We start from the raw sequence: 15,426 nt of genomic DNA, 5'->3' as shown, positions 1-15,426 counted from the left end.
CTCTTCTCATCGACTACGTATTCTTCTTCTCCGTTTCGACAGCCTGATTTTTGAAAGGCAAAGGAGAAGAGATGATACCAAGAATCAACCAGCCTATCACCACCAGGGGTGGGAGAGTCCATCCGGGAATGAACATGCTATTAACGCTTAAAGCAACTACAAGAGCCAGGCCGCCGGCATATAACGAACTTGCCTGCCCCTTTATCCGGTGCCAGTTGCGAACTCCCAGCCAGAATGTAAATGCAAGCAGCGCCATAAAAATGAGTAGGATTGGCACACCACCTAAAGCCGCGAGTTCGATATACGAATTATGCGGATGGGCCAGAGGCCGGTATTGTTGTGGTACTCGATAGGGGTCTGCTCTCACAATATAGTCATAACGACCCAGGCCTATACCCGTTAAAGGAAAGGCACGGATGACTTGTATTCCCGTCTGCCATGCGGCTTCGCGTAACGAGGCCTCGCTCGGAGTAAGCGCATGCTGGATTTGCAGGTTGATTTGCTCAGGGAAAAAAGTTATTAATGCAAAGATAATGAGGACAAAGAAAAATGGCAGTAGCAAACGGTAGCGGTTATGACCAACAAATAGCATAAAAACCAGGAAACCAGCTGCTGCTGCCACCCACCCGCCGGTACTATACGTGAAAAGCAATGCTACTAACATCAGCAGCAATTCGGCAAGGTAGAAGAGTTTCCTGGGCAAAGAACGACTGCAAAAAAAGAGGCAAAGGGGAACAAAGATTACGATGCCAAAGAAACTGCCGCTCGAATCAGGGTTCACAAAAAATGATCCCGCGCGCTGGATATCCGAATAAGCCAGTGTATAATCTGACACCAGCGCCAGGTAAGCGTTAAAGCGCGATGAAGCAAGCAGAAATATACCGGTCGTAGCCTGAATGATGGTATGAATAGCCATCAGTGTACAAAAGGCCGAAAATATCTCGAAAAAGCGTCGAACAGATGCAATATTTCTGGCGAGAACTAATCCTATCCAGAATATCATGAACGAATTAAAAATAACATTGAAATAGTAGTAAAAACCATCAGAAAGGGTAATTCCCTGGGTCGCGGGCAATAGACTGACTGCTAGCAATAGCCCCCAGAGCCATAGACCTTGCGGAACCGTCCAGTGGTACCTGGCTGTTCGAGCTAAAAAGAGGGCGCCCAGTAACAGAAATTCCATGACCAATGCGGCTAAATTGTATCCCAGATACCAGTCTATGTAGAGATGAACGGCAATTACCATCACTACAGCTAATTCATGCTGTTGTAGGATAAGCACAAGCGCGAATAAAATAGCCCCGGCAATAAACGCATCTGTAGCCTCATCTCTTCTCCCCAGTATAACAGCCAATACGACCGCCAATAGCAGCCCCATCAGAGGAAAAATAGAAGAGGGAGATAATAGACCTGTTCCTTTTTCGCCTATAGTTCTTTGCCCGAATATACCGCTTTTCAACACCACTCTATTTCCTATCGAGCCTGTTATATTAGCAAGCAACCCTACACCGCTACAACCACATTACCTGTTACTCACAATTGCTGCCGGCTGGCCCTCTATCATGCGATAGATAGAAGACCTGTCAAGCAATTTCTCGGCGCACTGCAAGCCCCGCGCAACGCCGGGCACTCGCTTCCGCAGCCCATGCGCGTCGCTGGCGATACAATGAATCAACCCTTTCTTGAGAAGCATTTCGGCGCAGCGCCTCGTCGTTCGTCCCTGCATACCTATCAGACTGCTGGCCGTCAATTGGGCTAACACTCCCTGCCGCTGTAACGCAGCTAGACGAGATGAGTCCTGCTGGATAGCGCGATAGCGCTCGGGATGAGCAATTACCGGCACAATACCGCCAGCTCGCAGCTCAAAAATCACGCGCTCCGTTTCAGGCAGCCATGCATTGTTCCACAATTCCAGCAGCAGGTAGCGACTGCCATTGAGCGTCGCGAGCCGGCCAGCCTGGATATCTTCCAGCAATCCTGGCTTGATAAGCGCTTCGTGACCGGGAAAGAGACGTAATGGGATACCGCTACGATTCAGCGCGTATTGCATATCATAGACACGGGCTGCAATTTCCGCAGCCGAGCGCCGCGGGAACTCATCGTTATAATGGGGGGTCGCAATTGCGGCGGAGATACCCTCCTGCACCAGCACGCGTGCCAGCGCCAGTGCTTCCTCCAACGACTCCGGCCCATCATCAACGCCGGGCAAGATATGCAGGTGCGTATCGATCATGATCCCTTTCCCCACCCCACTTTCTAATTTACAGTTTACTTATCGCCGCAAATCTGACCTCGTCATCCGCAGGCCTGATAATCAAGCCCTACATTGATATCTTCATTCCAGGCTTCACTCAGTATAGCCATATGGCCGTCCTCGGATACGAAACCCACGGATTTGCCGGCGATGATGCTGCATGACGGGAGTACTAGCTGCATTTTTAGCAGGCGCTGCGTCCCGGCTTGCCGTTGTAATAAATCTTGATAGTTCCAGCCGTTCGGGTCCTTTTTAGCCACGCCAGGGCTGGTCCAGACCAGGGTAATCATACGGGTCTGACCATAGACCAGGGTAAAAAATCCGGCCCAGACCTCGCTGCCAAAAGCTTTACTGGTTCCTTGTGGCAGCCAGCCATGCTGGTCAGTTAAGATGCTATCCAATGGGGCATAGACGCGCGTATAGTCGCGGTAGGTAGGAGAGCCATAGTTTTTTCCCGGCAATGTCCAGGCATAGCTGATGCTGGTACGGTGATGCGCATTCCCCTGGGCATCAATAGTCACCTGGTCATTCACCGTCGTCACAATAAAACTGTTCGCTTTATTGGGTGAAATATTGGCATCTACTATGAACAGGTGATCTCCCGGCGGCGATTGAATCGTCCCATCCACACCCAGGAGTTGCAGGATATGCTCCGCGCCGGCGGCGTTGAAATACATTTGAATATCTTTGGTGCGCAACGAATTCGCCATCAGCTGCAGGAACTCCGGCAATGCTTTGGCGGAAAGTTGCTGAACACGAGCAAAAAAATGCTCCGCTAATAACTCTGTAAAGCGTTTGCGCAGCGATGAATGTCCATCGGGCGAGGGAATCAGGTCGCTTCCTTCGCCGGCGGCGCTTCCTCCAAGCTGGTGAAAATGGATCAGGGCAACAAGGTTCTGGGCGCTAACCATCTCTTTGTACTCGGGGACGTAGATCGGGCCGGTGATAGCGAGCGCCTTTTGAATGAGCGCGGGGGTAATGGCAATCACGCCCTGTACAGCAATATTGCCACCTTCCTGTTTGTACGTTGCTTCCCCATACCTGGCAGCCGTTGGGAAATCGGCGTCGAGATTGGAGTCGCGAAAACTCCAGGTAGACGGAACCAGGTAATGCTGAAACCAGGTATATGATAGCGGGTAAGCGATACGATGCCCGGCCATTTCGTAAGGCTTATCAAGCAAATCTACGTCGGTGATGTGGGTAGAGGCCAGCCGCCCACCGGAAAGCGTGGCAATACCATAGTTGCCAATGAAACCACCCGCCGGCCTCAATTCGGTCGAATCAAGCACCTCGATCAAGTAATTTGCCGGAGAGCTGATGCCCAAAATTGCGGGCAGCACAGGGAGAAGATTCCCAAGCGCATCCAGCCAGGCCTTAAGCATGGGTACATTCCTCTGGAATGTCGCAAATGTGGCAGCGATTTGTGACATGAACTGCACGTCGTTGGGATGAACCTGGCTCACCTCGCCAAGCGCCTGGCCAAAAGAGGCTTTCACCTGCTCAAAATCGCGATCTATCAGGCTCAAATTCGCCATCGTCAACCCATGCGCCTTTGTGTTCAATGGATCGCTAAAGGCTGTCGTGACTACGCCCAGGATTGTACAGCCGATCATCCCGGCTTGAGATAACGCTGCCGCGGCAGAGGCCAGGTGTAAGGCCGTACTCAAGCGCACCCCGTAGACGGGGATAAGTGTACTTACTCCCGGAATTGATTGCAGGTCGCCCTCTAATTGAGCAAACAAGGTATGCGCGGCAGCAAATTCTTGCCGGGCGGATTTGATAGTACCGGCGTCAAAAGGCTTCTGAGGCAGCGATTCTAAAAGAGTTTCCGCCGAGCGCAGGTGTTGCATTCCCGCCTCCGCCAGAGAGAGATACTGCTGATAGTCCGAATGATAGATCTGATTTCCGGCGACCCCCAGTACTGATAGCAGCAGGCCCAACAACAAAAGCACTAAAGCCAGGAGATACAGCTTTCTGGGACCTTGCCATCTCCCTTTCCTCACGTACTGGCGCCCCAGTAGGGACAGCGGTTGGTCCCTGTCCTTGTACTCCGACCGGGACAGGGACCAACCGCTGTCCCTACTGGGGCGCCTCATCTGGTTGTGAAAATTCATTCCTGGCTCTCCTCATCGCTTGTGGGCCACGCCGAAAATACTCACGGGTGAAGTGGGAGCCTCAGAAAGCTGGGGAGCCTGGCTCTGCCGACCATTACGCTTTTGCTCATCACCATGATAGTAATAGTAGTAGGAGTAAGATTTATCGTGACGGGCCTGGCGCTGCTTATTGGCAACACAGCCGACAATACGCGCGCCCGCCTGCATCAAAATAGCCTTCACCTGCTTGAGATTCTTCTTATTGGCCCGATTGATATCCGCGACGATCAGTACTCCATCTACTTTTGAGGCCAGAATGCTGGCATCGGATAAACCCAGTATCGGTGGGGTATCAAAGATGACCACTTCAACTCCGTAATTCTCAATTGCCTTAAAGAGACGGTCCATAGCCTTCGAGTCAAGTAATTCCGAAGGATTGGGCGGAAGCGGACCAGATGGCATAAAACGCAGGTTTGGAATACCTACAGAGTGGACAAAAGGATCAAGCGCCGGAGAGGCTATGGAAACAACACCCTGTTGCCTGGCAAGCCCACCAGGAACAGCATGTTGCTGTAGAGGAGATTGAGGGATTGTGGCAGCACTAAAGGCCAGAATAGCATTGCTCAAGCCCATTTTGTCCCCTGGAAAATCAAACTTCTCGTGCAAAGTAGGGAGACGCAGGTCTGCATCGACAAGCAGCGTATTCTTGCCGGCCTTTGCCATAAAAATCGCCAGGTTGGCAGCAACAACGCTTTTACCGTCGCGGGGAACCGCACTGGTGATTATCAAAGAACGCAGCGGTTTATCAATCCCTGAGAAACCAATATTGGTGCGTAAGATACGATAGGCCTCGTTATTAGCATTGTGGCCGGTCGGATTAATCACATCTTCCCGGTTGTTACTTGTAGCCCGCCAGATGGTTGCAAGTACGGGCAAGTCCAATAATTCGCCCAGTTCCTCGGTTGAATGCACGCGGGTGTCCAGATTCTCAAAAAGTAGCGCCAGCAATATACCCAGGAATAAACCGGCCACCAGACCTGCCGCGCTATTCAGAAGCACATTTGGCTGCGCAGGCCTGGTGGCCGGTTGGGCGGGCTGAACGATACGTAAGAAATCTCCACCCTGTGCCTGCGTTAACTCGAGTTGTGCCAGGGCGGTTTCCCACTGGTTATAGTGTTGTTGCAACCCGCTGAGCTGGGCTTGCAGGGCAGCGATACGGGTGTGGTTTTCTCCCTGCGCCTGCAATGCTGCTATCTGATTGGAGACATTGCCGATCTCTTGCTGCGTATTATTCAGGTCCTGCTGCAGTTGTTGCTGTGCAAGGTGGTTGTTTTGCTGCACCAGCTGCAACTGCTGCTTGATCAAGGTCTGCGCAACATCATTTGCCAGGTCTGAGGCCCGCTTTGGACTTGCATCCAGCACATCGATCTCGAAAAGCTGTGTATTGATTTTTGTTGTTGATGTTACTTCGCCGGCGAGTTGTTGCTCCGTTAAACCAGGATAATGCGTAGCAACCTCACGCAGTACGGAATCACTGGTCGCTAACTCTGCCTCCGTTTGAACAAGCTGATCGCTCGCCAGCAAGCTATTGTAATCGGCCTGGCTGCTACCCGTCTGGATAGCAACCTCTACAAGCACGGATGATTGGTAGAGGGGAGTCATAAGCTTACTGACGATAAATGTCCCCAGCCCTACCACTATGAAGCAGGAAAGAATCAACTTCCACCGCTTTGTTATCACCGCCCAATATTGTGCAAAGGTCATTTCTCTCACTCCTCATTACCGGGTGCCACCGTTTCTACAGGAATTGACACTGCTTTTTTATTTTGTGGTCACCAACTCATGAACCTGCACCATCTCAAAAAGCTGCTCGCGCAGTTGCTCCAGGCTCTCGCTCTGCAGGCTCTTCTCCAGAGTCTGCATCCACTGCGTAATCGTCGAGAGCGCAGGCAGCTCATGGGTATGAACTACTCTCAGGATTTTGCTATGAATCGTGGGAACAGGCTCTTCGTTGGCCGCCACTAACGTCTCGTGAAGACGCTCACCGGGACGTAAACCCGTATACATGATGGGGATATCCAGTCCTTCGCGCAAACCACACAGGTGAATCATCTTTTTCGCGAGATCCAGTATGCGAACAGGCTCTCCCATATCCAGCATATAAAGCCCACCCTGTTCTGCTATAGCAGAGGTCATAATTACCAGGCCACAGGCTTCGGCGACGGTCATGAAATAGCGAGTGGCTTCTGGATCGGTGACAGTTACTGGCCCACCGCACTCGATCTGGCCCGCGAAAATAGGAACCACGCTTCCGCGGCTTCCAATCACATTGCCAAAACGCACGGCACAAAATTGCGTATTGTAGCTCGCCGATTGCGCGAACGACTGCACAATGACCTCTCCCAAACGCTTTGATGCGCCCAGCACGCTGACAGGGGCCGCGGCCTTATCGCTCGAAATATAAGTGAAGCGCTCCACTCCATATTTCTGTGCCGTTTGGCAAAGCTGGTAAGTAGCAATGGCATTCGTTTGCACAGCCTGGTCGGGAAATTGTTCGAGCAAGGGCACATGCTTATAAGCCGCCGCGTGGAAAATGATCTGAGGGCGAGCTTGCGCAAACAGGCGAGATATCCGTAGAAAATCCTTTATATCGCCGATAAATGGAAATAACAACCCTCCATTGGCATAGGAACGCACGCTATTTGCGAGATCAAAAAGTCCGGTCTCATTGGTATCAAGCGCAATCAACATTTCTGGCTCATACTCCAGCAATTGCTTGCACAATTCTGAACCAATTGACCCCGCTGCCCCGGTTACCAGAATGACTTTTTTCCTCAAAACTGCTTTCGCCTCGCCCGATTGAAGAGCAATGACTTCTCGTTCCAACAGATCGGCAAAATCCATATCGAGTAAGCGCCTATCACCAGAAACTCCTTTCGAGTACAATCCCGGCATGATCGTCTTTATCAGGCCCCGTATAGCCCTTCCCCCTCTCTGCTTATACATGCCTTCCACCACTCACTCCTTTCACTATTTTCCATGTGCTTCAATGACGCGTTCCACCGCTGCGATGACATCCTCAATATCACCGGTAGTCATACCGGGATAAATAGGTAGCGAGATAGTGCGCCGGTATGCTTCCAGAGCCACGGGGAAGTCGTCGGGACTTAGCCGGTACGTCTCTCGATAGAAAGGATGCAGGTGGAGAGGAATAAAATGAACGCTTGTCCCGATATTTGCCCTCGTTAGTTCCCGGATGAATTCGTCGCGTGAAATAGAAAGACGCTCCGGCCTCAGGCGCAACAGGTAGAGATGCCAGGCATGCTGGATATGCTGCGGCTCAGGCGGGGTTTCCAGCTCAGGCCAGCGCGAAAATGCCTCTGTGTAGCGATGCGCAATCGCCCGTCGCCTTTCCCATAACCACTCACTGCGCGCCAGCTGATGCAACCCAATGGCAGCCGCGACATCGGTCATGTTATATTTATAGCCAGCACGCAGCACTTCATAATACCAGGAGCCCTCGGCGCTATAGCGTTTCCAGGCGTCATGGCTAATACCATGAAGAGACATCATGGCAGCATGTTCCGCATAGGCAGGATTTGCTGTAGTAAGCATACCCCCTTCGCCTGTAGATAAGGGCTTCGTCGCATAAAAGCTGAATGCGGTAAAGTCCCCTATCGAACCAATCTTGCGCCCGCGATAGCTGGCAGGAAAAGCGTGCGCGGCATCCTCGATGACCGGTAGATGATTTTTATGCGCGATAGCCAGTATTTCATCCATCTCTGCCGCTAAACCGGCCAGGTGTACCACGATGATTGCCCGCGTGCGCGGCGTGATGCAGCTCTCCAACCTGGCAGGATCGAGATTACAGGTGACAGGGTCAACATCTACGAACACGGGACGCGCGCGAAAGTAGCACACCACCTCCGCACAGGCCGTGAAGGTATAGACCGGCACAATCACCTCATCGCCAGCTTGCAGGCCAATCGCATCAAGGGCAAGATGCAGCGCGGCTGTAGCAGAATTAACCGCGATGGCATAAGGAGCGTCCACTTTCCGCGCGAACTCGCGCTCAAAGCGTTTTGTCTTCGGCCCGGTCGTTAACCAACCATTACGCAGCGTATCGACCACTTCATCAATTTCCGCCTGAGTAATATGCGGCATAGCAAATGGTAAAAAAGCCCCGCGGGGCTTTCGTCTACTCATCAGGGAAGTTCCTACTTTATTCCTGATCGTAGGGCGATTCTTATCTTCCATGAAAGCGTAATACCTCAACTAGTGTTTTCAAAATAATGACAACATCGAACCAGCACGAACGATGGGCGATATAGTACAGGTCATATTGCAGCTTGTATAATTCGCTATGATCTCCCTCCCCATAACCGAATTTGACCTGCGCCCAGCCCGTTAACCCAGGCTTGACCAGCAAACGATCATGATAGGCAGGATCAAGCATCTCCATTTCGCGCGCGAATTCTTCTCGCTCCGGACGAGGCCCCACCAGGCTCATCTCGCGGCGTAGAATATTGAATGCCTGTGGCAGTTCGTCCAGGTGCGTGGCACGTAGCACCCTGCCAACCCGTGTGATCCGCGTATCATGCCTGGCGGCCCATATTGCCCTGCCATCGCTCTCAGCATCTGGACGCATTGAACGGAACTTGTAAATGCGAAAAGGCTTCCCCATATATCCCAGGCGTTCCTGGCCGTAAAAAATGGGGCCTGGCGAATCCAGGTAAATGAGCAGCGCCATAACCGGCAAAATCAAGAGGAGTAGCAGAACACCAAGCAGTCCAAAGGCAAAGTCTACCGCGACCTGCCAGCAAGCATACATAAAAGAGGTGCGTGGCACAACCGATCTTGCCCCATACGGAAGGTTACGGTTATATTCAATTGAAAGCTTATTGCCAATGATTTCATTCATGCGAGCGTTGTGTTCTTGAAGATTGGGCAGCATATCTTACCTCCTTCCCTTTCCCCTTCTTCCTGATAGATAGTTACCTGTTTTCAGTATAAAAGTGTCTAAAAAGTTAAATACTTCATTGCACAGCTAACCTCTCCGAGTCCCGGTGCCTGCGGAAACCGGCTCCGCTGCCTCGATAGCTGCTTGCTTCCTGCCAGGCAATGCCTCAATTTGTGCTTCCAGCGTCTCGCAAAGCTTTGCCCGGTCATAACGTGACGCGACAAATGCGCGCCCGCGTCGACCTAATATCCCGGCAATTTCTGGATTCTGGCGCAGGGAAAGAATCGCAGATACCAGCGCAGCAGGATTTTCGGGTTCCACATACATTGCTGCTCCAGCTTCCTGCTCCGCAAGCCGCCTGGCCTCTCCATCGACGCCTAACAGGATAGGGCGAGCGCAGGCCATAATTTCGTATATCTTGGACGGCAGCGCTCCCTCAAATAAAGGAATCCTGCGTAGAGGCACCAGGCACACATCTGCGGCCGCAAGAAGTAATGGCATACGCTCATGCGACTGCGGCTCCAGAAACGAGACATTTTCCAGGTGCCATATGCTGGCCTGAGTCATCAAATAGGCTTTCTCAGCGCCATCACCGGCGAAAACGAAACGCACATCTGCATTGTCCTGCATTCTCCGGGCCGCCTCGAGTACTGTATTCAGCCCTTGTGCCACTCCATGCGTCCCGGCATAGAGAACGGTAAAGCGATTATCCCAGCCGAGTTCGGCACGTGCCTGCGCGCGAGACAGCGGGCGAAATTTGTTGATATCGACGCCATTTGTCAGGAGAAAAACACGTTCGGGGGCAAGACCGCGCTCGATAAGTATATCGCGAATACCTTGCGTTACCGCCCATACTCGCCAGGCTCGCTGATACGTCGACCACTCCAACCATTCGGCCAGCCTGATTGCCACGCGATTCCGCAACATACCCAGCTGAACAGCAGATTCGGGCCAGAGATCGGCAATGGTAAAAATGTAGGGGCAGCGCTTGCCCCATGCCAACAGGCGCGCCGCGATAGCATCAAAGAGCGGTGGAGATTCGGCAATGATCAGGTCCGGACGACCAACGTCTTTCCACCCAAGCAAGGGCGCGATACAACCAAATGAAAGCTGCCCCAGAATACGCCGGAAAAATCCCTTGTTTGGTGTGATGTAGCTCCAGGCACGCACAATCCGCACTCCATTACGAGCTTCATGTTGAATGAAGCGGCCCCGGTATTCCAGCGGAACAACACCTGATGGAAAGTTAGGAAAAGTAGTTAAGATGGTAACGCGATGGCCCCTCGTCACCAGTTGCTGTGCCATTTCGCTAATGCGTATAGCAGGCGGGGTTTTCTCCGGCGGATAATATGGCGTTACAAACAGTATATAGCTCATCTCTCATCTTCTCCCTCCCAGGACGCTACATCCCTCATAGTAGCTATAAACCGCGTGCTATACGCAGCGCAGCATCCCCCTTACCAAATGGATTGATGGCACATGCCTCAGGTTCTAGTCTGTTTACCGCTTCCAAAATAGCCTCGACCCTGCAACCGGCCAGCATATTCCACCCGCTTTCAACCGTCTCGATCCATTCCGTCTCCTCACGCAGTGTGACACAGGGCACACCCAGCAGAAATGCTTCCTTCTGCACGCCGCCTGAATCCGTAAGCACACGAAACGCGGACTTTTCGAGCGCCAGCATATCCAGATACCCCACCGGCTCGATAAACCTGATATAGTCCCCCCACTTGATGTCGTACTCCTTTATCAGCTTGCGCGTGCGTGGATGCAGGGGGAAAATAACCGGCATATCCAGTCTATTCAGCGCCTGTGCAATACTGCTCATGGCTTCAGGATCATCGGTATTGACGGGCCGGTGTACCGTGAGCAAGAGATAGCCTCGCGGCGAGACACCATAGGTGGATAAAAGCGACCGGGTACGGGCCTCCAGTTCTGGCTGTACGCGCAGCAGCATATCGTACATCACATCCCCCACCAACTCGACACCTTGCGTAATACCCTCGCTCTCCAGGTGCATGCAGGCCGTTTCGGTCGGGCAAAAGAGCCGGTCTGAAAGATGATCGGTTACAACTCGATTGACCTCCTCCGGCATAGCACGGTTAAGGCTGCGCAGCCCTGCTTCAACATGCGCAATGGGAATATGCAGTTTGGCCGCCACTAACGCACCCGCGAGTGTAGAGTTCGTATCGCCATAGACCATGACCCGGTCGGGACGTTCCTGCATTAGAACCGGCTCGAGGGATTCAAGCATGCGTGCGGTCTGTATAGCGTGGGAACCGGAGCCAACTCCGAGGTTATAGTCAGGCACCGGTATTGCCAACTCATCAAAAAACTGGGCCGACATGCGATAATCGTAGTGCTGCCCCGTATGAATGATGATCTCCTCATGTAATTGACGTAACGCGGCACTGACCGGCGCAAGCTTTATAAACTGCGGGCGCGCCCCCACAATCGATGCTACCCGCACTATTCGCTCCTCCTGATAAGTGAAATCGCGGAGACGAAGCTATGATTGCTTTTTAATGATTTAGCTCTTCTGTAGCACCCATCTCCAATACTCAGATACCGCAATCCCTGGGACTCAATGTTCTCGCGAGAGAAGGCGCGTCTTCCATCGAGCAAGAGTTCACAGTGAGTAAAGCGGCTAAAATCGAACGATTGATAGGCCTGGTGATCGGCCTGGAGAATAATAGCGCGTACCTCATCCTCAAGCCCTTCACAAAAAGGGGTAAATCCGAGCGCATGTAATTCATCTTTAGTGAAGAGGGGATCATCCAAATAGACAGTTGCCCCATGCCTTACCAGCGCGTCCCGTATCAATCCTGCGCTGGTGTACGCCGCCTCCCGCACATTTCCTCGATACGCCGCGCCCAGGATCAAGACAGACAATCCAACCAATGATCCAAGGATATCTTCGACTCTGCGCACCGCATATTCCGCCATCGCGTCATTGACCTGGCGGGCATACTGTGGCAAAAGCAACACCGGCAAACTGGCACCGGCCAGCGTTCGCAGAACTGCCTTTTCAACCCCATTGAAAAGAAAATAAGGATAGACTGGAATGCAATGGCCGCCGACGCCAATGCCAGGAGTATGAATATGGGAATACGGCTGTGTATTGGCAGCCGCTATAGCCGCGTTCACGTTCAACCCCTGCATATCGGCGTAGCAAGCGAACTCGTTTGCCAGGGCGATATTGACATCGCGGTAGGTTGTCTCGATGAGTTTCACAAACTCGGCCTCATCTGTTGAAGCCATGGTAATAATTTCTGTATCCAGCACAGAGCGATAAAACGACTCTGCCGCGGCCAGGCTACTCTCGTCGATAGCACCGATTACCTTTGGATACATACGCAGGTCTCTGAAGATATGCCCGGATGCCACCCGTTCCGGGCTATACGCAAGGTAAAAATCTTTACCCGCCTCGAGGCGTGAAGCTCCTTCAAGCATCTGGCGAAACCGTCGAGCCGTAGTGCCCACGGGCAAAGTTGTTTCGTAGATCACCAGCGAGCCGGGTTGCAGACCTGCTCCAATGGCAGCTGTGGCCACATCTATCGCAGCGAAATGTATCTCGTGCCAGGCATCAACAACTACCGGCACAATTATGACGACCACCTGGGACTGGCGAACCGCATTCGTAGTGTCCGTCGTTGCGCGGAGCAAGCCCTCCCGTACCAGCCTGGGAACCTCAAAAGCAAGTTCCGCTTCCTCCTGGATATGCGTTCGCCCGGCGTTGACCGTAGCAACTACCTCGGGATTAATATCGCAACCAATCACCTTTCGTCCGTGCATGGCATATTGCACAGCAAGCGGTAAGCCAATTTTGCCGAGCCCAACTACGGCCACCGTTTGAATCGGGTCGCCCTTACTCTCTTCACCCATCCTGCTCATCATAATTCGGCATTCACTTTCACAGTTGCATGGATTTGCTGTTTTACGTCCACCCCTGGGAGTGAGGCGCCGGAAAGTTGCAGTGCAACTTTCAATACGGCAAGCCCATCCTCACCGGTAACTGTTGGCAGTGTATCGCTGCATAGCGCGGCAAACACATCTTCGTATTCCAGGCGCAGCGGCTCCATTTTTTGTACCTTGAGGCGGGTCATTGTCCCCTCGCTCACGCCTTTGAGGGTGCGCAATGTATCCCAGTTGGCCGGAGAATAGTCGTTCTCATAAAAATAGAGGTCCTGCATCAGGTAGTTGACGAGATACATGCCTTTCTCGCCGGTAATACTCAATTCGCGCACTTTCGTAGGGGTCAGCCAGTTGACATCCAGCATCCCTATCGCCCCGTTTCTAAAGCGCAAGATACCGAGGATCGCATCCTCATGGCGGTCGTGGACACGCCGCTGCGTTTCAGCGTAGGCCCGCTCGACCTCAGAATCGGCCAGGTAGCGCATGACATCGATGTCGTGCGTTGCCAGGTCAAGCGTGACTCCGACATCGCGAATACGCTGGGGAAATGGGCCAAGCCGGCGCGCGTGCAGGTGAAAGATTTGACCCAGTTCTCCACCGGCAAGACGCTGCTTTAGCTGTATAATGGCCGGGTTGAAGCGTTCAATGTGTCCTACCGCTATTTTCACTCCACGGACGCGAGCAAGCTCATTTAGCGCCGACGCTTCCTCGATAGTACCGGTCATAGGCTTTTCGATGAAGACATTGATACCGCGGTCCAGGATAAAAGAGGCAACCTCATAGTGCAGGTGGGTTGGTACAACCACCGCGACCAGGTCTGGACGGGTCTTTTCCACCATTTCACGATAATCGGTATATCCTGCGACATAGAAGCGCCCTGTTGCGCGCCGCAGCGTGGGTTCGTGCGCTTCCGCTACACCTACCAATAGTACCTGTTCATCGCTGAAATCCCGCAACACACGCAGGTGATTCATGCCCATTGAACCGGCACCCACAACCGCTACCCTCAATCGCATAGCGCTAAAACCTCCGTCGCGATTTTCTTCAGTTCTTCCATCTTCAAGGCCGGATGAACGGGCAACGATAGCACCTGTTGCGCGGCAACTTCCGCAACCGGCAATTGCACCCCGGAAACACTCTTCAAGGGACTCCATACGCGAAATAAACCAGGAGATGATGCGTAAAATGGTTGCTTATGAATCGGGCAGGGATAATGTATTCCGGTGCCGACACCGCGTGCCTGCAATCTCCTGGCCCATTCATCGCGATCCTGGCCCTCCGGCACCCGAATCGTATACTGGTGAAAGACGTGACGATATTCCGGATAGACCACCGGTACCTGGACGAATTTACTCAGGCACTCCGTCAAAAACATGGCATTGGCGATACGCCGTTCCGTAAATTGTTCCAGCTTTTCAAGTTGCGCCAGGCCCAATGCCGCCTGCATCTCGGTCATGCGAAAATTGTAGCCCTGTGCTACATGGCGATAGCGTTCTGCCTGCCCATGGTTGCGCAGCAGGCGCACGCGATTGGCGATAACGGGATCATTTGTTGTAACCATGCCGCCTTCGCCTGTCGTCATATTTTTGGTAGCATAGAAAGAGAAGCAACCCGTGCCATAGCTCCCAACCGGCTTGCCATGTATGCTCGCAGCGTGTGCCTGACACGCATCCTCGATAATCAGCAGGTTATTAGTCACGGCAATCGCTTCCAGGCGCTCCATATCGCAAGGATGGCCGTAGAGATGCACGGGTAGAATTGCCTTCGTGCGCGGTGTGATTGCCGCCTGAACCTGCGCCGGGTCGATGTTGTAGGTCTCGGGGTCGATATCGACAAATACGGGGGTTGCGCCAGCCAGCAAGATGACATTAGCGGTCGCGGCAAAACTAAAAGGCGTGGTAATCACCTCGTCACCGGCCCCAATGCCGTGCGCTAAGAGGGAAAGATGAAGCGCGGCCGTGCCCGAAGAAACCGCTACGGCCTCCTGCACCTGGCAGAGCGCGGCAAAACGCCTTTCGAATGCGGCAACCTGTTCTCCCTGCGCCAGCTGACCCGAGGCTAAAACATGCGAAATAGCTGCTTCCTCTTCAGCGCCGGGAAGAGGATGGGCAATTGGAATCATATGCTTGTTCCTTTATCAATCCACTCTGTAGGGACAGCGCCTCGTGCCTGTCCTCGTCGGGGCACCAGGACAGGCAAAGTCG

The 15,426-nt window shown here is 52.8% G+C and carries 12 protein-coding genes; all 12 read right to left on the bottom strand.

Annotated features, from left to right (window positions below):
- Positions 1 to 13: 13 nt before the first annotated feature.
- The 12 genes from VFA09_16960 to VFA09_16905 all read right to left on the bottom strand — a co-directional run bounded on the left by VFA09_16960 (position 14) and on the right by VFA09_16905 (position 15,344).
- Complete coding sequence (locus tag VFA09_16960) at positions 14 to 1,366, bottom strand: O-antigen ligase family protein (protein ID HZU68968.1); 1,353 nt, start codon at positions 1,364 to 1,366, stop codon at positions 14 to 16.
- Positions 1,367 to 1,522: 156 nt separating this feature from the next.
- Positions 1,523 to 2,233, bottom strand: a complete 711-nt coding sequence (locus tag VFA09_16955; protein HZU68967.1) for a CpsB/CapC family capsule biosynthesis tyrosine phosphatase — start codon at positions 2,231 to 2,233, stop codon at positions 1,523 to 1,525.
- Between the two features lie 62 nt (positions 2,234 to 2,295).
- Positions 2,296 to 4,368 carry a DUF4012 domain-containing protein gene (locus tag VFA09_16950; GenBank protein HZU68966.1) on the bottom strand — a complete coding sequence of 691 codons (2,073 nt, stop codon included), beginning with the start codon at positions 4,366 to 4,368 and terminating at the stop codon, positions 2,296 to 2,298.
- 12 nt (positions 4,369 to 4,380) lie between these two features.
- The gene (locus VFA09_16945) at positions 4,381 to 6,111 is read right to left on the bottom strand and encodes a Wzz/FepE/Etk N-terminal domain-containing protein (protein HZU68965.1); all 1,731 of its coding nucleotides are present in this window, start codon (positions 6,109 to 6,111) and stop codon (positions 4,381 to 4,383) included.
- 57 nt (positions 6,112 to 6,168) lie between these two features.
- A complete protein-coding gene (locus VFA09_16940) occupies positions 6,169 to 7,353 on the bottom strand; it encodes an SDR family NAD(P)-dependent oxidoreductase (GenBank protein ID HZU68964.1) in 1,185 nt (394 codons plus the stop codon).
- 24 nt (positions 7,354 to 7,377) lie between these two features.
- The gene (locus tag VFA09_16935; protein HZU68963.1) at positions 7,378 to 8,553 is read right to left on the bottom strand and encodes a DegT/DnrJ/EryC1/StrS family aminotransferase; all 1,176 of its coding nucleotides are present in this window, start codon (positions 8,551 to 8,553) and stop codon (positions 7,378 to 7,380) included.
- Positions 8,554 to 8,593: 40 nt separating this feature from the next.
- Positions 8,594 to 9,301, bottom strand: a complete 708-nt coding sequence (locus VFA09_16930; GenBank protein ID HZU68962.1) for a sugar transferase — start codon at positions 9,299 to 9,301, stop codon at positions 8,594 to 8,596.
- Between the two features lie 93 nt (positions 9,302 to 9,394).
- Complete coding sequence (locus tag VFA09_16925) at positions 9,395 to 10,684, bottom strand: glycosyltransferase family 4 protein (protein ID HZU68961.1); 1,290 nt, start codon at positions 10,682 to 10,684, stop codon at positions 9,395 to 9,397.
- A gap of 43 nt (positions 10,685 to 10,727) precedes the next feature.
- Positions 10,728 to 11,777: a UDP-N-acetylglucosamine 2-epimerase (non-hydrolyzing) gene (wecB, locus tag VFA09_16920; GenBank protein ID HZU68960.1), complete on the bottom strand. Its 1,050-nt coding sequence runs from the start codon at positions 11,775 to 11,777 to the stop codon at positions 10,728 to 10,730.
- The gene (locus tag VFA09_16915) at positions 11,777 to 13,204 is read right to left on the bottom strand and encodes a nucleotide sugar dehydrogenase (protein ID HZU68959.1); all 1,428 of its coding nucleotides are present in this window, start codon (positions 13,202 to 13,204) and stop codon (positions 11,777 to 11,779) included. Before VFA09_16915 ends, wecB begins: the two co-directional genes overlap by 1 nt.
- Positions 13,201 to 14,238, bottom strand: a complete 1,038-nt coding sequence (locus VFA09_16910) for a Gfo/Idh/MocA family oxidoreductase (protein ID HZU68958.1) — start codon at positions 14,236 to 14,238, stop codon at positions 13,201 to 13,203. Before VFA09_16910 ends, VFA09_16915 begins: the two co-directional genes overlap by 4 nt.
- Positions 14,229 to 15,344 (bottom strand): DegT/DnrJ/EryC1/StrS family aminotransferase, encoded by a 1,116-nt coding sequence (locus VFA09_16905; GenBank protein HZU68957.1) that lies wholly within the window; start codon positions 15,342 to 15,344, stop codon positions 14,229 to 14,231. Before VFA09_16905 ends, VFA09_16910 begins: the two co-directional genes overlap by 10 nt.
- Positions 15,345 to 15,426: the final 82 nt, after the last annotated feature.

It is taken from the genome of Ktedonobacteraceae bacterium, assembly GCA_035653615.1.
Classification (GTDB): domain Bacteria; phylum Chloroflexota; class Ktedonobacteria; order Ktedonobacterales; family Ktedonobacteraceae; genus DASRBN01.
The sequence above is the reverse complement of the archived record's forward strand: the minus strand, read 5'-3'. Positions and strand labels throughout refer to the sequence as shown.